Here is a 24,710-nt window from a genome sequence, read left to right as displayed (position 1 = left end):
ATCCGGTCAGAGCGTAAACGACCAGAACAGGCAGGCCAGCGTTGCGGCGGCAAAGACCACGAAGAACAGGCTGCGCAGCAGAACGTTGCGGCGCAGCTCGTTCATGACGAAGTGACAACCGACGACCGCCGCGGCAAACAGGAACCGCCAGTTCAGCAGCGCCCACACGGCGCTGCCCTGCCCGAACGCCCATCTGGCGACCAGACAGCCGACGATGGTCGCAAACAGCGCGATCACGGTCCAGAAAAGGGCGTCGGCGGCATGGGTCAGGACGATGCCGGCCGCCCTGATCGGCAGGATCATCATCAGCATCGCGCTGAAGAAATAGACAGCGGCAATCGGGATGAACACGCCGGCGTCGGCAATGCCGTCAAGGCGCCTGACGCCGATCGCGCCATAGGGATAGCCGTGCCTGGCCACAGCCAGGCTCAACGCCATGAGCAAGGCGGTCAGCACGGCGACCAGTGCGAAGGATGTGAGGGCTTTGCTCATGACGTTCCTGTCCCAGACGAATCAGACAGGAACGTTTTTAGCGGGCAGCCGTAAATTGCGTAAGCGAGATCAATCACCACGCCAATTTCGATTGCGGCGGAATCCGCCGACGGCAAGCTATTCAGCGGCGATCCTGCCGGCCGAGCGGTTGGCCAGCACGAAGCCGACCTCGTCGACCGCCTGCGCCGCACGCTTCAGGATCGCCTCGGAGCGCAGCACACCGTCGGTGAAATCCTTGTCGGTGGCGTAGACGGCGGTCGGCAGGGCAAAGGCCTCGAAGAAGCCGAACAGCGGCCGCAGCTGATGCTCGACGATCAAGGCATGGCGCTCGCCACCGCCGGTCGCCGTCAACACGATGGGCTTCCCCCGCAGCGCTGCCGGATCGATCAGATCGAAGAAATGCTTGAACAGGCCGGTATAGCTGCCCTTGTAGGTCGGCGAGCCGACGACGAGCACGTCGGCGGCGAGGATTTGTTCCAGGATCGCGCGCGCCTGGCCGTCGAGATCGCGGGCCCATTTCGCCGTTCCCAGCGACGGACCGAGGTCCTCGATATCATAGGTGCTCGCCGACAGGCCGTGGCTGGCGGCGATGTCCCTGGTGACCAGGTCGACGAAGGCGCGCGTCTTTGACGGCCTGGTGATGTTGCCGGAAAAGCCGACGACTGTTGGATTTGACATGGCAGTGGGCCTCTTGGATGGTCGAAGGTTTGACGTGGCAGGCCGCCCGCCCGCCGGTGGGAATCAGCTCCAGGCGTGCAGCGGCGGATTTTCGCCGTTGAGGAAATATTTGCCGAGGATCGAATATTTCCAGCGCACCGGATCGTGCAGCGTGTGCGTGCGCGCATTGCGCCAATGCCGGTCGAGATTGTGTTCGGCCAGCGTCGAGCGGGTTCCCGCAAGTTCGAACAGCCTGTTGGTCGCGGCTATGGCGATCTCGGTCGACAGGATTTTTGCCTCGGCGGTGACGATCTGGGCGTGCGCCACCGTGTCGGCGGTCGGATCGATCACTGCCCGGTCGATCGCATGACCGGCCTTTTCGAGCAGCGCCTGCGCCGCGTGCAGGCGCAGCGTCAGGTCGCCAATGGCCTGAATGGTGTAAGGATCGTCCCAGGCGTTGTCGACGCCGCTGTCGATCCAGGCGCGGCTTTTGGTCCTGACGAAATTGACGGTCTCGTCGATCGCCGCCTGGGCGATGCCGGTGTCGACCGCCACCTGGATGATCTGGAAGATGGCGCCGTCGGCGGTCGGCCTGTCGTAGCCCTTGTAGCCGGGTACCAGATGGGTCTTCGGCACCTTGACGTTGTCGATGATAACGGTGCCGGACAGCGTCGTGCGCTGGCCGAAGCTCGACCAGTCGTCGATGACCGTCAGCCCGGGTGCGGCACGGTCGGCGATCGCATACCAGGCGCGGCCCTCGTCATCGAGCGCCACGATCGGCACGAGATGGGCAAGCAGCGCGCCGGACGAATAGAATTTGCGGCCGTTGACAACCACATGATCGCCGGCATCGGTGAAGCGGGTCTCAAAATCGGCGGCGCGCTTGGAGCCGAACTCGGAAAAGGCGTTGCCGAACCGCGTGCCTTTCAACGCTTCGGCAAACAGCAGCTTCTGCTGGTCCGCGTCGGACACGGTGCGAATGGCGGCGACAACACCGAGATGGTTCTGGGCAACCTGGCCGATCGAGGAATCCGCCGCCGAGATGATCTCGATTACCTTCGCCAACGTCGCATAGGACACCTCCGGCCCACCGAATGCCTTGGGTACATTGATCGACCACAGGCCGCTTTGCGAAAAGGCATCGAGTTCGGCGACCGGCCAGATCCGCTCGCGGTCGCGCTGGGAGGAGTCCTTGACGAATTCGGCGGCGAGTGCGTGGGCAATCGCAATCGCCTCGGCATCATCCTTGATGATGTGCGCTGGGGCGGTCGGCCTTGCGACTGGCGGCACGGCGGCGGAAGCCTTGTCGGTTTTGACGGTCGAAACGGTCATTTCACTGCTCCTTGGGATTTTGGCTCAGGCAACGGCGTGGAGATGGGCGGGCCTGGTGGCGGGTGACACCTGTTGCCCGGGGGTTGATTGACCGAGATAGAAGGCCCTGATGTCCTCGCGCTGGCGAAGTTCGACGGCAGCGCCGGCGAGAACGGAAACGCCGTTTTCGAGCACGGTGGCGTGGTCGGCGTATCTGAGCGCGACCGCCGAGTTCTGCTCGGCAACCAGGATCGACAGGCCGGTCTCGCGGTTGAGTTTTTTCAAGCTCTGGAAGATGTCCTGGACGATGAGCGGCGCGAGTCCCATCGACGGTTCGTCGAGAACCAGCAAACGCGGTCGCGACATCAGCGCCCGGCCGATGGCGGTCATCTGCTGTTCACCGCCGGAGGTCAGGCCGGACAATGTCCGGCGCTTTTCCCGAAGCCTCGGGAAATAGCCGTAGATCCGTTCGAGATCCCCGTTGATCTCGGCGCGGCTCCCGCTGCGGCCGATTCCGCCGGCGATCAGATTCTCCTCGACGGTGAGGCTTTTGAAGCAGTGGCGGCCTTCCAGCACCTGGACCAGCCCGGCGCGCACCAGATCACCCGGTTTGCGGCGCGAGACATCGGACCCTTCATAGCGGATGGTGCCGGCATTGACCTGGCCACGTTCCGCCGGCAGCAGGTTGGAGACGGCCTTCAGCGTCGTGGTCTTGCCGGCGCCATTGGCACCGAGCAGCGCCAGTATTTCGCCGCGCCTGAGCTCAAAACTGACGCCATGCAGCGCCGTGATGGCGTGGTTGTAGGTGGCATGGACCGCGTCCATGGCAAGAATGACGTCATCGTTCGGCATAGGCTGTTCTTTCACGGTTCGGAAACCGAAAGAGGCCGGGCGCCACGGAACTTGGTCCGCGACGCCCGGCACTGACTGATCAGTTGGTGGTCACAGCATTGGCATCGTCGGCAGTGCGCAGCTTGATGCCCTTCTCGGCAGCGTAGGCCTCGGCGGACTTCTCGATGATCGGCCGCAGCAACGCCCAGTCCGGCGCGATCCAGTCGGAGACGACGTTCCACTTCTTGCCGTCCCACTGCTGGAAGGTCACGTAGCCTTCGCCTTCGTGATTGTCCCAGCTGACATTGATCGAATGGAACAGGTCCTTGGCGCCGAGCGCCTCGACCTTGGCGGGATCAAGCTTGAGATGCTCGAAGCCCCAGCGGACCTCGTCGCCGGTCAGCGTGCGGTGGCCGAACTTCTCCTGCGCGACCCGGATCGCCTCGACATTGAGGATGCCGTTGACAATGCCGAGATTGTGGTAGACCGAGCCGATGCGCGCCTTGTCTTCAAGGTTGCCCTTGGAGGCGCCGTAGACCGTCTTCACGATCTCCTGCACCACCGGGTAGGAGTTGCCGGAAGCCTGCGTGGTGATGGCGGTGTAGCCCTTGGCGGCGTCGCCGGCGGGGATCACGTCCTCTTCGGAATTCGACCAGACATTGCCGACGATATGGTCGACGGGGAAGCCGACCTTGACCGCCGTCTTCAGCGCCACCGGGTTCATCACGCCCCAGCCGCGCAGGACGACGAAGTCCGGCTTGGCGCGGCGGATGGTCAGCCACTGCGACTGCTGTTCGTTGCCGGGATGCGGCACCTCGATCTGCTGCACGGTGAAGCCGTATTTCTGCGCCAGCAGTTCATAGATCGGGATGGTTTCCTTGCCGTAGGGCGACCCATGATAGAGCACGACGATCTTCTTGCCCTTCAGTCTGTCGATGCCGCCTTCCTTGGAGGCGATGTAGTTCACGATGCCCGAGGTTTCGCTGTAGGGATTGAGCAGCAGCGGGAACACGTAAGGGAAGACACGCCCGTCGGTGGAGTCGGTGCGGCCGTGGTTGACGGTGATCAGCGGCACCTTGTCGGCGGTGATGCGATCGATCATGGCATAGGCGATGCCGACCGAGAGCGGGTTCCAGGCGGCGGCACCGGCATGGCTCTTCTGCCGCTCATAGCATTCGACACCACGCTCGACCTCATACTGGGTCTCGCATTCGTCCCAGGTCAGTTTGACGCCGTTGACGCCGCCGTCACGGATGTTGATGAGGTTGAGATAGTCGATGAAACCGCCGAAGAAGCCGGTGCCGCCGGCCGCATAAGGCCCGACGCGATAGCTCTGCAGCGGGAAATATTGTTCGTCGGCGTGCGCGGCGGGCAAGGCCACCGACACGATCATCGCCGCGGACAAAGCCGCCGCCTTGATTGTGCTGAGGAAAGTCATGGTCGAGATACTCCCGGTATGGGCCGTCTTGGGTTCGGCCCCTTGTTCATTTTCGGATTGGATTCATTTTCAATGCATCAGCTCAAGTCGGCTGCCAGGCGAACAGGAGCCGTCTTCGGACCCTGTCCCACAGCGCCACCAGCCCGTCAGGTTCAAGGATCAGAAACAGGATGATGAGCGCGCCCAGCACGATGCGCTGGCTCATGTCGAGCACGCCCGAGTCGAAGAGATCGCCAAGCAGAAAGCCGCCGAGGCGCGACAGAGCGAGTGGAAAGACCACGATGAGGGCGGCGCCGAAAAACGCGCCGCGGATCGAAGCCAGACCACCGATGATGATGATGAACAGGATCTGGAACGACCGGTCGAGATCGAAGCCATCCGGCTCGACGGTCCTCAGGTACGCGAAGGCCCAGATGACGCCGGCAACGCCGATGATAAAGGACGAGATGGCGAAGGCCAGCAGCTTGGTCTTCAGGACCGGGATGCCGATGATGCGGGCGGCGGTTTCATTGTCGCGGATGGCGATGAAGTTGCGCCCGGTCTGCGACGAGACCAGCCGATGGGCGAGGAAGGTCAGGACGGTGACGATGGTCAGCGCGAACAGATAGCGGCCGATGGCGCCGTCGAGCGCGAAACCTGAAATCGACAGTCTCGGCGCGTCGATGACGCCTGACGCCGAGTTGTTGGAGAACCAGCTGAACTTGGTCAGCGCCCATTGCACGAAGAACTGCGCGGCAAGGGTCGAAACCGCGAGATAAAAACCCTTCAGGCGCAGGCTCGGCAGGCCGAAAACGACGCCTATCGCGGCCGCCACTATGCCGGCCAGGAAGATGCTGCCGACCAGCGGCAGGCCTTCGACACGCAGGTTGAAATTATAGGCAGCAAAGGCGCCGGCCGCCATGAAAGCAGCACTGCCAAGCGACACCTGGCCGGCATAGCCGGTCAGGATGTTCAAGCCCACGCCGGCGAGGCTGAGCGCCAGGAAAGGCAGCAGGATGGCCTCGAACAGATAGCTTGAGCCGATCAGCGGCACGACGCCGTAAGCGAAAGCGAGCAAAAGCACGGGCACGACCCATTTCGGCAGCGCCGGCGCGGCGGCGAAATCGCTTGTTATCGCGGTCATCGTTCAGATCCTCTCGACGAGCTTCTGACCGAACAGGCCGGAAGGGCGGATCAGCAGGAAGACGAGCGCGACGACATAGGCAAACCAGCTCTCTATGCCGCCGCCGAAATAGTCGCCGATATAGACTTCGGCGAGCTTCTCGCTGGCGCCGATCAAGAGGCCGCCGACGATGGCGCCGAGGATGGAATCGAAACCGCCGAGCACCAGCACCGGCAGCGCCTTGAGCACCACCAGCGACAGCGAGAACTGCACGCCCAGGCGTGCGCCCCACAGCAGTCCCGCCACCAGCGCGACGAGGCCGGCAGCAGCCCAGACGGTGGCCCAGATCAAGGGCAGCCTGAGGCCGACCGCGAGAGCGGCGAACTGGTCATCCGCGACCGCGCGGAACGAGAGGCCGATGCGGGTGTAGCGGAAGAACAGCGACAGCAGCAGGACCATGCCGGCAGCGACCACGGCCGCGAAGATGTCGAACTGGCTGATCAGCACGCCGCCGATTTCCAGCGGCACGTCCTCGATGCCGAGATCGAGGCCATGGACCTGCGTGCCCCAGATCAGCTGGGCGGCGCCCTCGATGATGTAGGACAGGCCAAGCGTTGCCATGAACAGCGTGATCGGCGGCTTGTTGGTCAGCGGCCGCAGCACCGTACGCTCGATGGCGACACCCATCGCCACCATGATGGCGAAGGTGATCACCAGCGCCAGCGCGAAGGGAACGCCGCGCTCGACAAGGCTGACGAAGGTGAGTGCGGCGAACAGCAGCATCGCGCCTTGCGCGAAATTGAGCACGCCCGAGGTCTTGTAGATGAGCACGAAGCCGATCGCGACAAGCGAATACATGACGCCTGAGAGCAGGCCTCCGACGAGCACTTCGATGAAGAACTGGCAGTCGAAACCGGCGATCATATGCCTGCCCCGTCTTCATTGTCCGAGGCGACGCCGAGATAGGCATCGATGACGCGCTGGTCGTTCCTGACCTCATCGGGCGTGGCGTCGGCGATCTTGCGGCCGTAGTCGAGAACGGCGATGCGATCGGACAGACCCATGACAACACCGACATCGTGCTCGATCAACACCACGGTGGTGGCGAAACGATCGCGCGCGGCACGGACGAAAGCCGCCATCTCGCTCTTTTCGCTCGCTGTCATGCCGGCCATCGGCTCGTCGAGCAAAAGCAGGCGCGGCTCGGCCACCAGAGCGCGGGCCAATTCGACACGCTTCTGCAGCCCATAAGGCAAGGTGCCGACAAGACGGTCGCGAATGGCGGTGAGATGGAGGAATTCGAGGACCTGTTCGGCACGGCTGCGTGAATCGCGCTGCTCGCCACGCGAGCGGCCGATGCCGAGCACCTGGCCGGCAAAGTTGGAGCGGACCTTGTAGGCAAGGCCAGAGGCGACATTGTCGAGGACGCTGAGGCCCTTGAACAGTGCAAGGTTCTGGAAGGTTCTGGCGACGCCGAGATGGGCCAGCCGCTGCGTCGGGACCTGGGCATAGAAGGTACCGTCGAGCTGGACATGGCCACGATCCGGCCTGTAGACGCCGCTGATGACGTTGATCAGCGAGCTCTTGCCGGCCCCGTTAGGGCCGATGATGGCACGGATCTCGCCTGGTAGAACCGACAGGTCGATATCGGCAAGTGCGACGACGCCGCCAAACGACAGGCTTATGCCCTGAAGCGCGAGCAAGGGAGAGGCGGCGTCGGCAACGGACCCTGCCGGCCTGGCGGCATCTTCGAACGACTGCTCCGACCGCAGGCCTGACGGCAAGCCGCGTGCAAAGACTTCCGGCGCATAGACCGAAGCGTCCATCACTCCGAGCGTATAACTGGGCAACGGCATTCCAATCGTCCTCGATTAGGCGCGCAAAATCCTATTGCCGCCCGACGGATCAGCGCGCCGGGCAAGCTTCATGTGTGCAGGCCGGCGCCTGCCCGGCGTGCCTATGGGGTGACTACTCCGCCGCCAGCGACGCCGCCGCCTCGGCATCTTCCAGTTCGCGAACGAGTGGGATGACATGCTTGCCGAAATACTCGACCTCTTCCTGGAAGTGCAGGAAACCGAGCAGGATGAGATCCGCACCCGCGCGCTTCAGGTCGACGACGCGTTGAGCGACCTGCCTGGGGGTGCCGATCAGGTTGGAGCGGAAGCCGTCATTGTACTGGACCAGGTCGTCGAAGGACGATTTCGCCCAATTGCCCTCACCTTCCGGCGAGGCCTTACCGGCGTTCTTGACCTCATGGCCGAAAGCATTGACCGCTTCGGGATTGGCCTTGGCGATGATTTCGGCGAGCACCGTCTTGGCCTCCTCCTCGGTCTCGCGAACGACAGCGAAAGCGTTGACGCCGACCTTGACGGAATGGTTGTTGGCCTTCGCCTTGGCCCTGAGGTCGTCGACCTGCTTGGCGATTTCAGCCGGCGTGTTGCCGTTGGTGAAGTACCAGTCCGAAACCCGTGATGCCATGTCGCGTGCGGCGCGCGACGAGCCACCCTGGAAGATTTCGGGCAGCGGCTGCGGCGGCTTCGGCTTCAGCGAATATTCGTTGAAGCGGTAGAAATCACCACGGAAGGTGAAGCTGTCTTCAGTCCATATTCCGCGCAGCGCACGAATGAATTCTTCCGAGCGGCGGTAGCGCTCGTCATGGTCGAGCCAATGCTCGCCAATGGCGTGGAACTCGCCGCGGAACCAGCCGGAGACAAGATTGATCGCGACGCGGCCGTTGGTCAGGTAGCTGATGGTGGCGATCTGCTTGGCCGCCAGCGCCGGGTTCCATGGCCCGGGCAGGATCGCGGCGATGACCTTGAGCGTGGTGGTCGCCGCCAGCAGATCATGGCTGAACGCCACCGATTCATGCTGTTCGTCGGCGCCGTAGCCAGCGGTGAAACGGATCTGGCTGAGCGCGTAGTCGAAGCCGGACCTCTCGGCGATCTGCGCCAGCTTGCGGTTATACTCGGCCGAATGGTTGGTGCGCTGCTCGATGTTGGAGATCACCAGGCCGCCCGAAACATTCGGCACCCAGTAGGCAAACTTGATCGCGTCGGTCTCTGCGTGTGCCATGAAATGTCTCCCATTCAGGCCGTGTCATTGATCGATCCGGCCGCAGCCGGACTTCGCCGATATTTATTATGTTTATAGAATATATATACAAAGAAGGATTTTCCGTTTTTGGGGCACTCTTGGGGCGGAAATACCAATTTTCGCTGCCGAACCCGGCCTGCAGATGTCAGCCCGCAAGAGGTCCATGCGCGGCATGGGCGCCGATCGCCTGCGCTGACGGCAGCGTAACCAGCAGCTTGGCAATTTCCCCCGCGACCGCCTGGGCATGGCGGGCGACTTCCGGCAGACCCATGAGCTCGCCGAAAGTGCCTCTTGCCAGCGGGCCGGCGACCAGGAGTGTCGCAACCGCCTCACCGTCCGAGCCGATTGCGCGGCTGTCGAGACTTGTCTCGATGCCAAGTCCATATTGGTCCGTCCTGATCAAGCCGGCTTCCGCCAGCGAGCTCAGCGCCGGGTTCAGCTGTAATGCCTGCCCATGAGCCGGACCCGTAGTGTTGATGACGGCATCGAAGCGCGTCGTCTCGATCCGTGTCTGCCCGCGTCGTTGAAAGCTGACAGCCAGGCTGCCGTCCTCATCGTTCGACGCGACAAGCCTGGCGGCAATGGTGTCGAATGTTCCGGCCGCATGACGCCGGTCGAGCACCGCCGCCACCTGCGGAGCGATCCTGAAGCGATGCACGTCCCAGAACACGCGCAGCCGGCGGACCAGCCTTGCCCGCTCCGGCGGGGCAAGTGCGGCCCACAGCACCGGCCCCTGCAGGCGCAGTTGGTCGAAGACCGACTGCCAGTTGACATTGGCCGCTCTCGCAGCTGTCAGCGTCGCGCGAATGGCCCTGAGCAGGCCGAGCGCCGTCGTGGCCGGCGCGGATGCAAAATCGCCAAAAGGCTCGCCCCTGACATCGGGGGGTCCGCGCGAGCGTAAGCCGCGGCGCGACAGCGCGAGGATGCGGCCGCGATGGCCACGACGGTCGAGTTCGGCGACCATGTCGGCAGAGGTCAGCCCGGAGCCGACGATCAGCACCGACGCCTCCGGACCAATCCCGGCAAGCGCCGCTGGTGCGTACGGGTCGGCGATGAAACCCGGTGCTTCCGTCAGATGGATCAGCGCGGCTGGAATCGCGGGCTGTGGGTGCGTCGCTGCCAGGACGACGATATCGGCAGCGACCAACCCACTGGACGTATGCACGGTCCAGCCCGCGCCACTGGCATCGCGCGTCACGCGTATGGCGAGACCTTCGACATGACGGACAAGGCCGGAACCGAGATACGGCGCCAGATGCTCGGCGACATAGCGGCCGAACACGCGCCGGCGCGGAAAAGCGTCGCCGTTCTTCCAGATGGCATCCGGGTCGTGTTCGAGTTCTCCGCTGCCAGTCAACCAGCGTGCAAAATGCTGCGGGTCGTCGGGAGCCATGCTCATCCTGACTGCGGGGACATTGACCCGGTGCGACGGTTCCTCGCTGGAATAGGCAAGGCCGCCGCCGAGCGCTGGTCGCGGCTCGATGACGGAAATCGACAGGCGCTCCGATTGAGGTGCTCGCGCCAGGTGCCACGCCACCGCCGCGCCGGAAAAGCCGCCGCCAATAATGGCGACGCGCAACCGCGAGGACGCAGGAAGCAAGTTCACGAGGCGCTGGCGAGCGACTTCGGCCGGTGGTCGCCGGCGATGGTTTCGCCGAACGGACCGGTGTTGACGGACGAGCCGGCTGCCTTGACCAGATGGTCGGTCGGCAGTTTCGGCAGCACCAGCTCACCAAAGCGATAGGCTTCTTCGAGATGCGGATAGCCGGAAAGGATAAAGGTATCGATGCCGAGGCGCCGGTACTCGTCGATGCGCTCGGCGATCGTGTCGGGATCGCCGACAAGTGCGGTCCCTGCGCCGCCGCGCACCAGGCCGACGCCGGCCCACAGATTGGGCGCGATCTCGAGCTTAGCGCGATTGCCGCCATGCAGTGCGCTCATCCGCGCCTGGCCGACCGAATCCATGCGGGCAAAGACCTTCTGCGCCGAGGCGATCGTCGCATCGTCGAGCCGGCTGATCAGCCTGTCGGCCGCGGCCCAAGCCTCCTCGGTGGTTTCGCGCGCGATGACATGCAGCCTAATGCCGAAGGAGAGATTGCGGCCGGCCTTCTGCGCCAGTTCACGCATGCCGTCCAGCTTGCGCTCGACATCGGCTGGCGGCTCTCCCCAGGTCAGGTATTTGTCGATCTCCTGCGCCGCCACCACGGACCCAGCGTCGGACGACCCGCCGAAATAGAGCGGCGGATAGGGCGTCTGCACCGGCGGAAACAGCAGCCTTCCATCCTCGATGCGGAAATGCTTGCCCTGATGCTCGACCGTCTCGCCGCTCAGCACCCGCTTGTAGATGCGAAGAAATTCCTGCGTCACCTCGTAGCGCTCGGCATGCGACAGGAAAATGCCGTCGCCCTTGTTCTCCAGCGGATCTCCGCCGGTGACGACGTTGATCAGCAGGCGGCCATTGGAGATGCGATCCAGCGTCGCAGTCATGCGCGCGGCCAGCGTCGGCGACTGCAAACCGGGCCGCACGGCGACAAGGAAACGCAAGCGTTCGGTCATCGGCACGAGGGCCGATGCGATCACCCAGGAATCCTCGCACGAGCGGCCGGTCGGCAACAGCACGCCATAGTAGCCGAGCGTGTCGGCCGCCTTCGCCACTTGCGTCAGATACGGCAGATCGACCGATCTGCCGCCCTCGGCCGTGCCGAGATAACGGCTGTCGCCATGCGTCGGCAGAAACCAGAGCACCTTGATGCGGTCTGGCACGACCCGGCTCATGGCCTTTCTCCCGCTGCCTGCCGAAGGCGGCCGGATATGCCTGCTTTGGTGAGTGGCTGATGCAAAGGAGTAGGCATGGCGTGGTCCTGTCCGGGTGGAAACCAGATCGCCAGTGCAGATTGCTTATTCCACAAACTCTGTAGAGTTAGTTTATTCCAATTCTGCCGCCGCTATTAGAATTTCTCTCTCTGGCAAGGAAAGGGGGCCGGCCCGAATACACCGGGCCGGCCCCCTTCGTATCAGAACGCTGGTTCGACCGCGTTGACGTTGTCCTTGGTGACGACGGTCAGCGGGATGGGCAGCCGGTCCTTGACCTGCTTGCCGTCGATGATCTCGGCCATCGTGTTGATTGCCAGGCGGCCGTCCTCGACGGGCGACTGGACGATGGTCGAGTACATTTCATTGGTGCGGATCGATTCGAACGCATCCTTCTGGCCATTGATGCCGACGATCGGCGGTGCGGCCTTGGAGGGGTTGGCCTCCTTCCATGCGTCGATGAAGCCGCGGGCCATCGTGTCGTCATTGGCGTAGACGCCGCTGATCTGGTCGCCGAAGCGTGTGATCAGATCGCGGCTGACCACCAGCGCCTTTTGCTGGTCGAAGTCGGCGTTGACCGTGTCGAGCACCTTGATGTCGGCATTGGTTTCCTTGAGACGGTCGGTGAAGCCGCTGACGCGTCCGATCGTGGTGCCGTTGCCGGCCTGGCCGGCGATGATGACGACGGAGCCCTTGCCGCCGAGCGCCTTGCTCAGCGAGTCCGCCGCCAGCTTGCCTTCCTCGTAGACATCAGGCCCGGTGAACGACTTGATGAACGGCTTGGCATCGTCGCTCATCGGCGAATTGATGAGGATCGCCGGAATGTTCGCCTGCTGCGCGCGCGCCAGCCCCGGTATGTATGCCTGCGGGTCGAGCGGCCACAGGATGATGCCGTCGACCTTGCGCGCAACGCAGGTGTTGAGCTGCTCGGTGCCTTTCTGGACATCAAAATCCTGGCTGAGGCTCAGGATCTCGATGCCGAGTTCCGCGGCACGCGCCTGAAGCGCCTTGTTGGCCGGCGTCGCGTAGGCATGCGAATCCGCTGCCGTCACGTAGCAGACCGTCTTGGCGCTGGCCCAGCCCGTCGATGCCAGCACAGCCGCCATGGCGGCGACGTGAAGCATGCTTTTCTTGCCAATCATGTGTTTCCTCCCAATCATGTGGTTCCTCCTTGAGTGATTGGATTGTCGCGAACGAGCGCCGGGCGCGTGCCCGGAGCCCTCCCCTTGGTGGTAACGGCCCGATCGAGCACGACGAGCAGGATCAGGATAAGCCCGGACACGACCTGCTGGACGTATGCGGGAACGGACTGGAACTCCATCGCGATGGTCAGCGAGCCGATCGTCAGCACGCCGCCGAGCGTGCCGAGCGCGGATCCCCTGCCGCCTTCGAGACGAGTTCCGCCGACAACGACCGCGGCAATGACGGCGATCGTCAGCTCCGAGCCGAAGACAGGCGAGCCGGTGTTGGTGACGAGGCTCTGGAGAACCCCCGCCAGGCCGGCAAGCGTGCCGGCAAAGACAAAGCCGAGAAAGACGATACGGTCCGAGGCGATACCGCTTTCCTTGGCAGCCGCCGGGTTGGACCCCACCGCAAAGACGTTGCGGCCCGGTATGGTGCGCGTCAGCCAGAAATGCAGCAGCACGATCAGGGCGATGAACAGCGCGCTGCGGAGGGTGAAGACATCGAGATAGATCTTGGCCAGCGCCAGGGAGAGCATGATATCGGCCCCGGTCACCGGCTGGCTGTTGGTGATCCAGTGCGCGAGCGAGCGGAAGATGAGCATCGTCGCGAGCGTCAGCACGAGCGAATTCACCTTCAGGCCGACGACCAGCATGCCGTTGACGGCGCCTGCCAGGGTACCGACCAGGATGCCGACGATCGCCGCAGGCAGGATGCCGATCTCTCGCTGCAGGATGACCGACACGATGCCGGCCAGGGCAAACACCGCGCCACCGGAGAGGTCGATCTGGCCCGATATCAAAAGCACCGTCAGGCCGATGGCGATCAGGCCGATCGTCGCCGCCCGGTCGAGGCCGAGGCCGAGGGTCGATGCCGAGAGGTAGCCGGGGACCACCAGCGCGGAAATGACGAGCGTCAGACCGAGAATGACGATGACGCGATACTGCGAGACAAGCGAAAGAAAACGCATCACGACACGCCCCGCTTGCGCAGCGCCGCATCCATGCCAACGGCGCCGACGATCAGGATGCCGAGCACGAAACCCTGGATCGGCGTGCGCACACCGTCGAGCACCATGACGTTGGTCAACAGTTGCACGAAGATGAGGCCGGCGATGGCCCGTGGCACCGATCCGAAGCCGCCGACGATCGACACGCCGCCGACCACCACCGCCGTGATGGCACTGAATTCGTAGCCGCCGCCGATGAGCGGCCGCGCGCTCTGCAGCGTCAGCCCGAGCAGGCCGCCGCTGATGCCGGAAGCCAGTGCTGTGATCACGAAGGCGCCAGCCTTCACGGCCTGCACCGGAACCGCACTTGCCTCGGCGGCGCTGTAATTGCCGCCGGTGGCAAGCGTCCATCTGCCCCAGAAGGAGCGGGACAGGACGAAATGGCCGACAAGAGCAATGACCAGGAAGATCAGCACCACGACCGGAATGCCGAACAGCCGGCCCTTGGCGAATTCGGCGGAGGCGGGATTGCTGCCATAGACAATGACCCCGCCGACAGCCGCCTGGACGATGCCCAGTCCGATCGTGCCGATGCCGAGCGTGGCGATGATGGGGTTGATGCCGACATAGCCGACCAAGACGCCGTTGAGCAGGCCTATGAGGCCGGCAAGGCCGACGGCCAGGACGAAGGCCGGCAGCGGCCCGATCACTGGCTGCAGCCCGAGCGACAGGATGGCGCCGCAGGCGATGGTGGCCGGCACCGAGAGGTCGGCCAGGCCGCCGACCACGAGCACGAAGGTCATGCCGACGACGACGATGCCGACGATGGACATCGAGGTCAGGACGTTGAGCAAATTGCCTGATGTGAAGAAGGCGGGGCTGACGAAGGAGCCGTAGAGCATCACGGCGAGGATGGCGAAGGCCAGCCCCGCCTTCGACAGGACACCGACAAGCCTGCTGCCGCGCGTAAAGCGGTCGTTGCGGTTCACACCGCCGATCTCCATGGCAGCTTCGGTCACGCCATCTCCTCCCCGGTGGCCAGCGCCATGATGCGTTCCTCGCTCAATTCGCTGCGCAGGAGAGGCTCGGAGGCGTGTCCATCGCGCATCACCACCACGCGGTCGCAGACGCCGAGGATTTCGGGCAGTTCCGAGGAGATCATCACCACCGCCATGCCGCCTGCGACGAGTCGGCCGATGATGTGGTGGATCTCGGCCTTGGCGCCGACGTCGACGCCCCGCGTCGGCTCGTCGAGGATCAAGACCAGGGGCTTGGCGGCAAGCCATTTGGCGATGACCGCCTTCTGCTGGTTACCGCCCGACAGAAGGCTGATGCGCCGTTCGCCGTCGGGCGGTGAAATCGAAAACTGCTTGACCGAGTCCGCGGCAAGCGCGTGATCGGCGCTGCGGCTGATGCGCCCGAAACGGCTCAGGCGGCGCAGTATGGGCAGGCTGATGTTTTCCCGGATCGACATTCCAGGCACGACGCCGTCGCCCTTGCGATCTTCCGGAACATAGGCAATGCCTGCCCTGACCGCCTGGGATGGCGAGTTGATCGAGACCTCGCGTCCGTTGACGCTGACTGTGCCTTCGACAAGCCGCGACAGGCCGAAGATCGCGCGGGCGACCTCGGTGCGGCCAGCGCCCACCAGCCCGGTCAAGCCCAGTATCTCGCCGGCGCGTACATCGAAGCTGACATCGCGGATGCGCGCGCCGTCGCTGATGCGTTCGACGCGCAGCACCGACTTGCCGATCTCGGCCGGGCTTTTCGGGAAGACATTGCTGACTTCGCGACCGACCATCAGCCTGATCATGTGAGCGGCATTTATGCCTTCGATCGGCCGCGTCTCGATCATTGATCCGTCGCGCAGCACAGTCACCTCGTCGGCAATTTCGAGCACCTCCTTCAGTCGGTGGCTGATATAGATGATGGCGATTCCGTCATCGCGCATCTTGCGCAAGATCCGGAACAACGCCGCCGTCTCATGCTCGCTGAGGCTGGATGTCGGTTCGTCCAGGACGATGATCCTGGGCTGCGCCGCGTAGGCCTTGGCGATCTCGACGAGCTGCTGCTGGCTGATCGACAGGTTGCCGAGCCGTTCACGCGGGTTGATGGCCGCTCCGAGCTCATCGAGGACGGCGGCTGCAGCCCGGATCATCTCGCCCTTGCGCAGAAAGGTCCACTTGCCCGGCATGCGGCCGAGATAGACGTTTTCGGCGACGCTCAGGTCGGGGACCAGATTGATTTCCTGATGCACCATGCGGATGCCCAGCGCCTGGGCATCGGCGGGCCGGCGCATGCGCACTTCGGCGCCGCCGACCCTGATTGCGCCGCTGGTGGGTGCGTAGGACCCGTTGAGCACTTTCATGAGCGTCGATTTGCCGGCGCCGTTCTCACCCACGACCGCATGAACGGTGCCGAATTTCACGGCGAAATTGACGTTGGACAGAGCCTTCACGCCCGGGAACGTCTTGCTGATGCCTCGCATGTCCAAGGCGCAATCGGCGGCGACAGTCATATCTGGCTAGGTTCCTCCTGGCGGCCGGCCGATCGTCCTCGGTATCGGCCATCGATATGTTAGTATAATAGTCGCTTCAACACAGCTCGACCCCTCTTCGAACTGGCTTGAACGTCCGGGCTTTTGAACACGCGACTCAGTCCAGGCTCTCGGTTGCGGTTGAATTTCTCACCGCGGATGATGACTATTGCACTAATATAATAGTTCTGGCAAGGTGGATTTCCGGCGGTCGTTATGAACATCGTGTCCACCGACACCCGACCGCTTCCATTGGATGCGTTCCGATTGACATTCTAGTATTATCTGGCCATTTCTGGTGAACGAAGACACGGATTTGCAATGGACCTGGATCCTTCGACGCTCAATCGGGCTCTTCCGCTCCGCGATCAGATCTACCACAAGATCCGCAACCTGATCGTCGTCGGGCAGCTGAAGCCGGGAGAGGTCATCAACGAAGTCGCCATCGCGGAGGCCCTGGGGGTGTCGCGCACCCCGGTGCGCGAAGCGGTCAAGCGCATCAGCGACGAGGGCCTGGTCAAGATCTTGGCACAGACCGGCACCTATGTCGCTCCGATCAGCCGGGCCGACCTGGAAGAAGCCTATGTCATTCGGCGGGCACTGGAGATGGAGAGCGCCCGACGCGCGGCCGCCAAGTTCACAGCGGCGGCCAGCGAGTTGCTGGAAGACAACATGGCGGCGCACCGGCTCGCCATATCGCGAGGCAGATATGCCACCGCGATACAGCTCGACGATGTCTTTCACCGCACCATCGCCGAGATCTGCGGCCTGCCGATGATCTGGAGAGCCGTCGACATCTCAAAGGCACAGATGGATCGCGGCCGCTATCTCGCCATCCCCAGACCGGGCTATGGAGAACAGACGATCGAGCAGCACGAGGCCATTTTCGACGCGCTCAAGCGCCACGACGCCGAGGGTGCGGCGCAAGCGATGGAACACCATCTCGAGACGTCGTTCCGCAACACGCTCGAAGTCGCCGCCGACCTTCTCGGCTGAAGCCCTGCGAGCCACCGGCATGCAAAGAATGGGACTTTGTATCGGCGTGAAAGCAGAGGCGATCGCGGACTACAGGCGCGTCCACGCCGCTGTCTGGCCCGACGTCCTCGAGGTCATCAGCGGCGCCAACATCCGCAACTATTCGATCTTCCTGCGCGAACCGGAGAACCTTCTGTTCGCCTGCTGGGAGTATCACGGCAGCGACTTCGTCAAGGATGCGGCGCGAATGGGCGAGTCGCCGGCGATGCGCAAATGGTGGGAGCTGTGCGACCCCATGCAGACGCCACTGCCGACGCGCGCCGACGGCGAATGGTGGGCGGCGATGGAAGAGGTCTTCCATCTCGACTGACCGTGTCCCGGCCGGGCGGCGATCCGTTGTTTCATCCAGCCGTTTGCCGCCCTCAAACTGCGCCGCAAGGCGCACTCATCGCACGCCACTCACCTGACCGATCCGCCGCAACGCCCTGCAGTCCAGGCCTTTCGCAACCGCACCTTGACCACTGACATTCTATTATATTAGTATTCCAAATCACTTTTGCCTCTCGACGCTCCTTGTCGGGGAGAGCTTTTTCAGAGTTTAGGTCATGGCACGGTTCATCAAGCTGTCGGATACCGACAACATTCTTCTGGCGGTCGATCCGTTGAAGATCGGCGACAAAGCCGGGGACGTGGCAGCGAAGGCGCGCATACCGCGCGGGCATAAGATGGCGCTGCGCGACATCGGCTCGGACGAGCCTATCGTGAAATACGGCCAGACCATTGGTTTTGCGCGGGAACCCATTGTCGCCGGCGACTGGGTTCACGAGCACAATGTGTATCTGCGCAATTTCGAACGCGACTACGTCTTCGGCACCAATACCAGGCAAACCGAGATCGTTGCCGAGGCCGAGCGCGCTACTTTCATGGGTTACCGCCGGCCGAGCGGCAAGGTGGGCACGCGCAACTTCATTGCCGTGCTGACGTCGGTGAACTGCTCTGCCAGCGTCGCCCGGTTCATCACCGACGAGGTCAATCGGTCCGGCATCCTGCGCGACTATCCCAATGTCGACGGCATCATCGCCCTCGTCCACGGCACCGGCTGCGGCATCGACACCAAGGGTCCCGCTTACGACCTGCTGAAGCGCACGCAATGGGGCTTTGCCACGAACCCCAATGTCGGCGGCGTGCTGATGGTCGGGCTCGGCTGCGAAGCGTTCCAGATTCCGCGCTGGATGCAGTCGTACAACATCGAGGAGAGCACGATTTTCCGCACGATGACGATCCAGGAAACCGGCGGCACGCGAAAGACAGTCGAGGCCGGCGTCAAGGCGATCGTCGACATGCTGCCTACGGTGAACGCCGCCGAAAGGACGCCGCAACCAGCCTCCGAACTGGTGCTAGCACTGCAATGCGGCGGATCGGACGGCTACTCCGGCATCAGCGCCAATCCGGCACTGGGTGCTGCGGTGGACCTGCTTGTCGGGCAAGGCGGCACGGCCGTGCTCTCGGAGACGCCCGAAATCTATGGCGCCGAACATCTTCTCGCCTTGCGCGCCGAGAGCCGCGCGGTGGGTGAAAAGCTGATCGAGCGCATCCGCTGGTGGGAGGATTATACCGCCAGGCACGACATGGAGATGAACAACAACCCTTCGCCCGGCAACAAGCTGGGTGGGCTGACGACCATCCTGGAGAAATCGCTCGGCGCCTCCGCCAAGGGCGGCACCACCAATCTGCGCGCAGTGCTGGAATATGCCGAGCCGATCAACGAGCGCGGCCTCGTCTTCATGGATACGCCTGGCTACGATCCGGTCTCGGCCACCGGGCAGGTCGCCGGCGGCGCCAACATATTGTGCTTCACCACCGGCCGCGGTTCGGCCTTCGGCTGCAAGCCGACGCCCTCGATCAAGCTTGCCTCCAACACCTTTATCTTCGAGCAGATGCGCGAGGACATGGACATCAATTGCGGGGATGTACTGGACGGCGTCTCGCTGGCCGAGAAGGGCCGGGAAATCTTCGCCGAGATCCTGCGCGTCGCATCCGGCGGGCGCACCAGGTCGGAAGCGCTCGGCTATGGCGACAACGAGTTCGTGCCATGGAGCCTTGGCGCAACCATGTAGCGATATCGCCCGCCTGCACAGGCCGGCCTTTATCCCGGAAGTAGCTCAAACGGAAAGAACCGCTCGACATGAACAGGATCGATCTTGACGGCCAGCACGCTGTGGTCACCGGCGGCGCCCAGGGCCTCGGCTTTGCGATGGCCAGACGTTTCGTCGCCTCCGGCGCGACGGTAACCTTGTGGGATCTCGATGAGGCCCGCCTCGAAACCGCCAAGAAGGAACTCGGCAACGCCGCCACGACGGAGACCGTGGACGTCGCCGATTGGGCGTCGGTGGACGCGGCGCGCGCCAGGACCGAAGAGTTGGCCGGCAAGATTTCCATTCTGGTCAATTCCGCCGGAATTGCCGGCCCGGCCGCCCCGCTCGACGTCTACGACATCGAGACGTGGAAGAAGGTCATCGACGTCAACGTAAACGGTACGTTCTACGTCAATCGCGCCGTGGCTCCCGGAATGAAGGAGCGCAATTACGGACGGATCGTCAACATCGCTTCGGTGGCCGGCAAGGAAGGCAACCCCAACGCCTCCGCCTATTCAGCCTCGAAGGCGGCGGTCATCGGCTTGACCAAGTCGCTCGGCAAGGAACTGGCGCAGTACGACATCGCCGTGAACTGCATCTCGCCGGCCACGGCACAGACGCGCATCCTCGAACAACTGACGCCGGAGCACATCGAATATATGCGCTCGCGCATTCCGCGCGGCCGCCTGCTGGAGGTTGACGAAGCCGCGGCGATGGTCGCCTGGCTCGTCTCCAAGGAGAACAGCTTTACAACCGCCTCCACGTTCGACCTGTCGGGTGGACGGACGACCTACTGAAAGGCAGTTGCCGTTCAGCCAGGCAACCGACCCAGACCAATCGCAAAGCGCTCCACCATTGCGAGGCCAGGCTCGCCTGGCCGCATCGCCGGAGCCCGGTCATGTACCGGGATGCCGGCGCGGGCGCCGAACAGCCGCTTGCCGTAACAGACCAGGCTCTCGATGCCTTGCATGACGAAGACGGCAGCCGGCAATATTCTTGCATATTCAGCCTCGGCCGTGACTTCGTCTCCGGCGCGGAACGCATGATAGGCGCGCACGGCATAGTCGGCGCAATCCGGCGCCAGGATCATGCCGCGGCAACCGATGCGGAAATTGTCGATCAGTTCCAGGCCGCCGCGTCCGTTGAAAACCGGTATCCGGCCTTCGGTGCGCTCGATCAGCCCGGCGATGTCGGTGACCGGACCTTCGCCCTTGATCAGCCTTATGTTGGGATGCAGCGTGACGAGTTCGCGGATTTCGTCCGATGACAGGCCGCGCCCGAAAAAGGCCGGCGCGTTCTGGATCGCCACCGGCAGGTCGGTCGCCTCGGCGACGCGGCCGAAGAACTTGATATATTCCGGCGCACCATAGGATCCGGCTGGCGGCGGCTGCAGGATCACCCAATCCGCTCCGACGCTTTCGGCATGGCGAACCTGCGCCACCTGCTCAGCCACAGAAGAACCGAAGATGGTGAAGGCGAGCGGCACTTTTCCTGCGGTGTCTTCCGCCGTCCAGTCCATGATCGTCCGACGCTCGGCCTCGGTCAGCTTGGCGACTTCCGTTGCCAGGCCGAGCGCCGCCATGCCGTGCACGCCGGTCGCGAGGCAGATCTCGACCTGCCGACGCATCGCCGCGCGGTCCAGCTGTTCGTTCACGTCAAAGAGCGCGTAGAGAATGGCGTGAATACCGTGGAAATCATCTGGTTTGAATTTTGTCACGCGTACCTCAATGGCTTTCGCGTGGAATGGCATGGCCACGGCTTCCGACGAGAAAGTCGAGGTCGGCGCCACGATCCGCCTGCAGGACATGGTCGACGTAGAGGCCTTGATAGCCGCCGCGCATCGCCGGGACGGGCGGTAGCCAGGATTCACGACGCCGCGCCAACTCCTGTTCCGACACGTCGAGATGCAGCTTCCTCGCTTCGACATCGAGCTCGATGAAGTCGCCGCTCCTGACCAGCGCCAGCGGGCCGCCGATAGCGGCTTCGGGTGCGGCATGCAGAACGACAGTGCCGAAGGCGGTACCGGACATGCGGGCGTCGGAGATGCGGATCATATCGCGGACGCCTTGCTTCAGCAGCTTCCGAGGCAGCGCCATGTTGCCGACTTCGGCCATGCCAGGATAGCCTTTCGGCCCGCAATTCTTCAGCACCATGATCGACGCATCGTCGATGTCCAGCAAGGGATCGTCGACGCGCGCCTTGTAGTCGTCGATGTCCTCGAAGACGACGGCGCGGCCGCGATGCTTCATCAGCGCTGGCGAGGCGGCGGACGGCTTGATAATGGCGCCGTCGGGCGCCAGATTGCCGCGCAGCACCGCGATGCCGCCGTGCGATGTCAGCGCCTTGTCGCGCGGGCGGATCACCTCCGGATTGTAGTTTTGGGCGTCAGTGATGTTCTCGCACACGCTCTTGCCGGTGACGGTCAGCGCGTCGAGATCAAGCAGATCGGCCATCTCCTTCATGACGGCCGGAATGCCACCGGCGTAGCAGAAATCCTCCATCAGGAAACGGCCGGACGGCATCAGGTCGAGGATGGTCGGCACATCGCGGCCATATCTGTCCCAATCGTCCAGCGTCAGCTCGGTGCCGACGCGGCCGGCGATTGCCAGCAGATGCACGACCGCATTGGTCGAGCCGCCGATCGCGCCATTGATGCGGATCGCGTTGGCGAAGGCTTGTCTGGTGAGGATAGCCGACAGGCGCAGATCCTCATTGACCATCTCGACGATGCGCCGTCCGGTCATGCGGGCGATGCGGCTGCGGCGTGCATCGACTGCCGGATAGGCGGCGTTGCCCGGCAGCGCCAGGCCGAGCGCCTCGACCATCGAGGCCATGGTCGAGGCCGTGCCCATGGTCATGCAGTGACCGGGTGAGCGCGACATGGCGCTCTCGGCATTGGCGAAATCCTGCTCGCTCATCACGCCGGCGCGAACGTCTTCCGAAAACTTCCACACATCGGTGCCGGAGCCGATCTCGCGGCCCTGGAACCGGCCATTGAGCATCGGTCCGCCGGAGATGACGATCGACGGCAGGTCGCAGGAGGCAGCCCCCATGACCAGCGACGGCGTGGTCTTGTCGCAGCCGGCCATCAGCACGACGCCGTCCATCGGGTTGCCGCGGATCGCCTCCTCGACATCCATCGAGGCGAGGTTGCGAAACAGCATCGCCGTCGGCCGCAGATTGGACTCGCCGCAAGAGAAGACCGGGAATTCGAGCGGCAGGCCGCCAGCTTCCAGCACGCCGGCCTTGATGTGCTCGATCAGAGCACGGAAATGCACGTGGCAAGGCGTGAATTCGGAGAATGTGTTGCAGATGCCGATCACCGGGCGGCCGTCGAAGGCATCATCGGGCAGGCCGTTGTTCTTCATCCAGCTGCGGTGAATGAAGGCATCCTTGCCCAGCCCGCCGAACCAGTGCTGCGATCGTCTCTTGGTCATGGTCTTTCCGGCGTTCAGGCGGGATGCTGGAGCTGGCTCAGTCCACCGTCGACGACGAGCGTGGCCGCGTTCATGAACGGGCACTCGTCGGAAATCATGAACACTGCGGCAAGCGCGATCTCGTGCGCCGTGGCGATGCGGCCGCCGGGGTGCAGTGCCATGGTGTTGGCGCGTGCTGTGGCCGGGTCGGCAAAGCTGTTCCAGTAATCGATCGCCTTCTGCGTCTCGACATAGCCCGGCGCCAGCGCGTTCACGCGCACGCCTTGCGCCGCATATTCGAGTGCCAGCGATTTGGTCAGGCCGAGCAGCGCGTGCTTGGCGACCGGATAGGGGAAGGTATGCGGGATGATGGTGAAGCTGTGCGTCGAGGCGATGTTGAGGATGGCGCCGCCGCCGCTCGCGATCATGCCCGGCAGCACCGCCTTGCTGCAGTTCCAGGCTCCCTTGACGTTGACGTCGAAGTTGCGGTTCCACTCTTCCTCGGTCGCCTCGAGCGGCGTCGAGAACACATTGACCCCGGCATTGTTGATCAGCGCGTTGATCGGGCCGATCTCGGCAGCCGCTTGGCTGACGGCAGCCGCAATCCCGGCGCTGTCGCTTATGTCGGCCGCAACATGTCCGACATGGCCTTGCGGTGCGGCAAGGCCGGCGACTGCCTTGTCCAGCAGTGCGGCATCGCGGTCGACCAGGAATAGTTTTGCGCCTTCGGCCAAACAGGCTTCGGCGATGGCAAGCCCGATGCCTTGCGCTGCACCCGTCAGGAAGATGCGTTTGCCGGAAAGGCGCTCAGCCATTTTTGTTCCTCCAGCCTATCGCCGACCCAGTGCCGATGAGCGCAGATTGTCGAGCAGCACGGCTAGCAGCAAAATAACGCCGCGCACGATGTACTGGTAGAAGGCCGGGATGTTGAGCAGGTTCATGGCGTTTTCGGCGATTCCCATGATCAGCACGCCGACGATGACGCCCGACATGGTGGCGCGGCCGCCGGCGAGCGAAACGCCGCCGAGCACGCAGGCCGAGATAACCGAAAGCTCGAGCCCGACCGCCGCGTTGGGCTGGCCCGAGGTGATGCGCGACGCCAGCAGGATGCCGGCGATACCGCAGACGACGCCTTGCAGCGCAAAAATCCAGATGCGCGTCCGGTCGACATTGACGCCGGCAAGCCGCGAGGCCTCCGGATTGCCGCCGATGGCCAGCGTGTTCTTGCCGAAAACGGTCCGGTTGAGGACGAAGCCGAAGATGCAAAACAGGATGGCAAGCACCCAGACCGGCGTCGGTATGCTGAGCAGTTTCGAGAGCGCCAGCTGATAGAAATCCGGGCTGTTGATGCCGACGGCGCGGCCGTCGGACGCGATCAGCGCAAAGCCGCGCACGATCTGCATGGTGGCCAGCGTCGTGATCAGCGCGTTGATGCGAAATTTGGCGATGACAACGCCGTTGATGAAGCCGACGAAAGCGCCGCAGGCGATTGCCGCCAGCAGGCCAAGCAGGATCGAGCCGGTGTAATTCGAGGCCATCACAGCGACCATGCCGGCAAAGGCGACGATCGAACCGACCGACAAGTCGAAGTCGCGCGCGGCGAGGCAGAACATCATGGTGCAGGCGACGATGCCGACGGTGACCACCGACTGCAGCAGGCCGAGCATGTTGCGGTCCGTAAGGAAGTTCGGCACCAGAGCCGACACCAACGCGAAGGCGACGACAAAGATGACGACGAGCCCCTGTTCGCCGAGCAGGATTTTTTTCAACTGGTCGGTCATG

At 63.6% G+C, this 24,710-nt stretch carries 23 protein-coding genes; 4 read left to right on the top strand and 19 right to left on the bottom strand.

Features of this window, described 5'->3' with window-relative positions:
- Positions 1–6: 6 nt before the first annotated feature.
- The 15 genes from NP945_RS14225 to NP945_RS14155 form a co-directional block, all read right to left on the bottom strand.
- Positions 7–492 carry a hypothetical protein gene (locus NP945_RS14225; RefSeq protein ID WP_256746689.1) on the bottom strand — a complete coding sequence of 162 codons (486 nt, stop codon included), beginning with the start codon at positions 490–492 and terminating at the stop codon, positions 7–9.
- Positions 493–609: 117 nt separating this feature from the next.
- The gene (msuE, locus tag NP945_RS14220; protein WP_127256266.1) at positions 610–1,170 is read right to left on the bottom strand and encodes an FMN reductase; all 561 of its coding nucleotides are present in this window, start codon (positions 1,168–1,170) and stop codon (positions 610–612) included.
- Positions 1,171–1,233: 63 nt separating this feature from the next.
- Positions 1,234–2,481 carry an SfnB family sulfur acquisition oxidoreductase gene (locus NP945_RS14215; protein WP_128307108.1) on the bottom strand — a complete coding sequence of 416 codons (1,248 nt, stop codon included), beginning with the start codon at positions 2,479–2,481 and terminating at the stop codon, positions 1,234–1,236.
- A 24-nt stretch (positions 2,482–2,505) separates the two neighbouring features.
- Positions 2,506–3,312, bottom strand: coding sequence for an ABC transporter ATP-binding protein (locus NP945_RS14210; protein ID WP_128307107.1), 807 nt, complete (start codon positions 3,310–3,312; stop codon positions 2,506–2,508).
- 79 nt (positions 3,313–3,391) lie between these two features.
- The gene (locus NP945_RS14205; protein WP_256746688.1) at positions 3,392–4,729 is read right to left on the bottom strand and encodes an ABC transporter substrate-binding protein; all 1,338 of its coding nucleotides are present in this window, start codon (positions 4,727–4,729) and stop codon (positions 3,392–3,394) included.
- A gap of 82 nt (positions 4,730–4,811) precedes the next feature.
- Positions 4,812–5,852 (bottom strand): branched-chain amino acid ABC transporter permease, encoded by a 1,041-nt coding sequence (locus NP945_RS14200; protein ID WP_256746687.1) that lies wholly within the window; start codon positions 5,850–5,852, stop codon positions 4,812–4,814.
- 3 nt (positions 5,853–5,855) lie between these two features.
- Entirely contained in the window at positions 5,856–6,755 is a 900-nt protein-coding gene (locus NP945_RS14195; protein ID WP_256746686.1) for a branched-chain amino acid ABC transporter permease, read from the bottom strand.
- Positions 6,752–7,687, bottom strand: coding sequence for an ABC transporter ATP-binding protein (locus NP945_RS14190; protein ID WP_127808172.1), 936 nt, complete (start codon positions 7,685–7,687; stop codon positions 6,752–6,754). The genes NP945_RS14195 and NP945_RS14190 overlap by 4 nt, the downstream gene beginning before the upstream one ends.
- Positions 7,688–7,799: 112 nt before the next feature.
- On the bottom strand, positions 7,800–8,903 hold the full coding sequence (sfnG, locus tag NP945_RS14185) for a dimethylsulfone monooxygenase SfnG (RefSeq protein ID WP_127270760.1): 1,104 nt from the start codon (positions 8,901–8,903) through the stop codon (positions 7,800–7,802).
- 166 nt (positions 8,904–9,069) lie between these two features.
- Entirely contained in the window at positions 9,070–10,530 is a 1,461-nt protein-coding gene (locus tag NP945_RS14180; RefSeq protein ID WP_256746685.1) for an FAD/NAD(P)-binding protein, read from the bottom strand.
- Positions 10,527–11,699, bottom strand: coding sequence for an FMNH2-dependent alkanesulfonate monooxygenase (gene ssuD, locus NP945_RS14175; protein WP_256746684.1), 1,173 nt, complete (start codon positions 11,697–11,699; stop codon positions 10,527–10,529). The genes NP945_RS14180 and ssuD overlap by 4 nt, the downstream gene beginning before the upstream one ends.
- A gap of 239 nt (positions 11,700–11,938) precedes the next feature.
- A complete protein-coding gene (locus NP945_RS14170; RefSeq protein WP_128302819.1) occupies positions 11,939–12,877 on the bottom strand; it encodes a sugar ABC transporter substrate-binding protein in 939 nt (312 codons plus the stop codon).
- 14 nt (positions 12,878–12,891) lie between these two features.
- On the bottom strand, positions 12,892–13,887 hold the full coding sequence (locus NP945_RS14165; protein ID WP_256746683.1) for an ABC transporter permease: 996 nt from the start codon (positions 13,885–13,887) through the stop codon (positions 12,892–12,894).
- Positions 13,887–14,885, bottom strand: coding sequence for an ABC transporter permease (locus NP945_RS14160; RefSeq protein WP_245463572.1), 999 nt, complete (start codon positions 14,883–14,885; stop codon positions 13,887–13,889). The genes NP945_RS14165 and NP945_RS14160 overlap by 1 nt, the downstream gene beginning before the upstream one ends.
- Positions 14,882–16,384, bottom strand: a complete 1,503-nt coding sequence (locus NP945_RS14155) for a sugar ABC transporter ATP-binding protein (protein ID WP_256746682.1) — start codon at positions 16,382–16,384, stop codon at positions 14,882–14,884. Before NP945_RS14155 ends, NP945_RS14160 begins: the two co-directional genes overlap by 4 nt.
- Positions 16,385–16,723: 339 nt before the next feature.
- Here NP945_RS14155 and NP945_RS14150 point away from each other — a divergent pair, with 339 nt between their 5' ends.
- From NP945_RS14150 to NP945_RS14135, 4 genes are all read left to right on the top strand, one after another.
- Positions 16,724–17,398, top strand: coding sequence for a GntR family transcriptional regulator (locus NP945_RS14150; protein WP_127322224.1), 675 nt, complete (start codon positions 16,724–16,726; stop codon positions 17,396–17,398).
- 19 nt (positions 17,399–17,417) lie between these two features.
- Positions 17,418–17,747: an L-rhamnose mutarotase gene (locus NP945_RS14145; protein ID WP_256746681.1), complete on the top strand. Its 330-nt coding sequence runs from the start codon at positions 17,418–17,420 to the stop codon at positions 17,745–17,747.
- 235 nt (positions 17,748–17,982) lie between these two features.
- Entirely contained in the window at positions 17,983–19,494 is a 1,512-nt protein-coding gene (locus NP945_RS14140; protein ID WP_256746680.1) for a UxaA family hydrolase, read from the top strand.
- 68 nt (positions 19,495–19,562) lie between these two features.
- Positions 19,563–20,309 (top strand): SDR family NAD(P)-dependent oxidoreductase, encoded by a 747-nt coding sequence (locus tag NP945_RS14135; RefSeq protein WP_256746679.1) that lies wholly within the window; start codon positions 19,563–19,565, stop codon positions 20,307–20,309.
- A gap of 14 nt (positions 20,310–20,323) precedes the next feature.
- Here the strand turns inward: NP945_RS14135 and NP945_RS14130 are convergent, their stop codons facing one another.
- Genes NP945_RS14130 through araH form a run of 4 tightly spaced genes read right to left on the bottom strand, consistent with a single transcriptional unit; the run spans position 20,324 to position 24,709 of the window.
- Positions 20,324–21,229 carry a dihydrodipicolinate synthase family protein gene (locus NP945_RS14130; RefSeq protein WP_256746678.1) on the bottom strand — a complete coding sequence of 302 codons (906 nt, stop codon included), beginning with the start codon at positions 21,227–21,229 and terminating at the stop codon, positions 20,324–20,326.
- Between the two features lie 7 nt (positions 21,230–21,236).
- Positions 21,237–22,949: an IlvD/Edd family dehydratase gene (locus tag NP945_RS14125; RefSeq protein ID WP_256746677.1), complete on the bottom strand. Its 1,713-nt coding sequence runs from the start codon at positions 22,947–22,949 to the stop codon at positions 21,237–21,239.
- Positions 22,950–22,963: 14 nt separating this feature from the next.
- A complete protein-coding gene (locus NP945_RS14120; protein ID WP_256746676.1) occupies positions 22,964–23,743 on the bottom strand; it encodes an SDR family oxidoreductase in 780 nt (259 codons plus the stop codon).
- A 15-nt stretch (positions 23,744–23,758) separates the two neighbouring features.
- Positions 23,759–24,709, bottom strand: coding sequence for an L-arabinose ABC transporter permease AraH (gene araH, locus NP945_RS14115; RefSeq protein ID WP_256746675.1), 951 nt, complete (start codon positions 24,707–24,709; stop codon positions 23,759–23,761).
- Between the last annotated feature and the right edge of the window lies 1 nt (position 24,710).

This window comes from Mesorhizobium sp. LMG17149, assembly GCF_024518695.1.
Lineage (GTDB): Bacteria > Pseudomonadota > Alphaproteobacteria > Rhizobiales > Rhizobiaceae > Mesorhizobium.
Note: the sequence above shows the minus strand (reverse complement) of the source record. Positions and strands in the feature narration are given on the sequence as shown.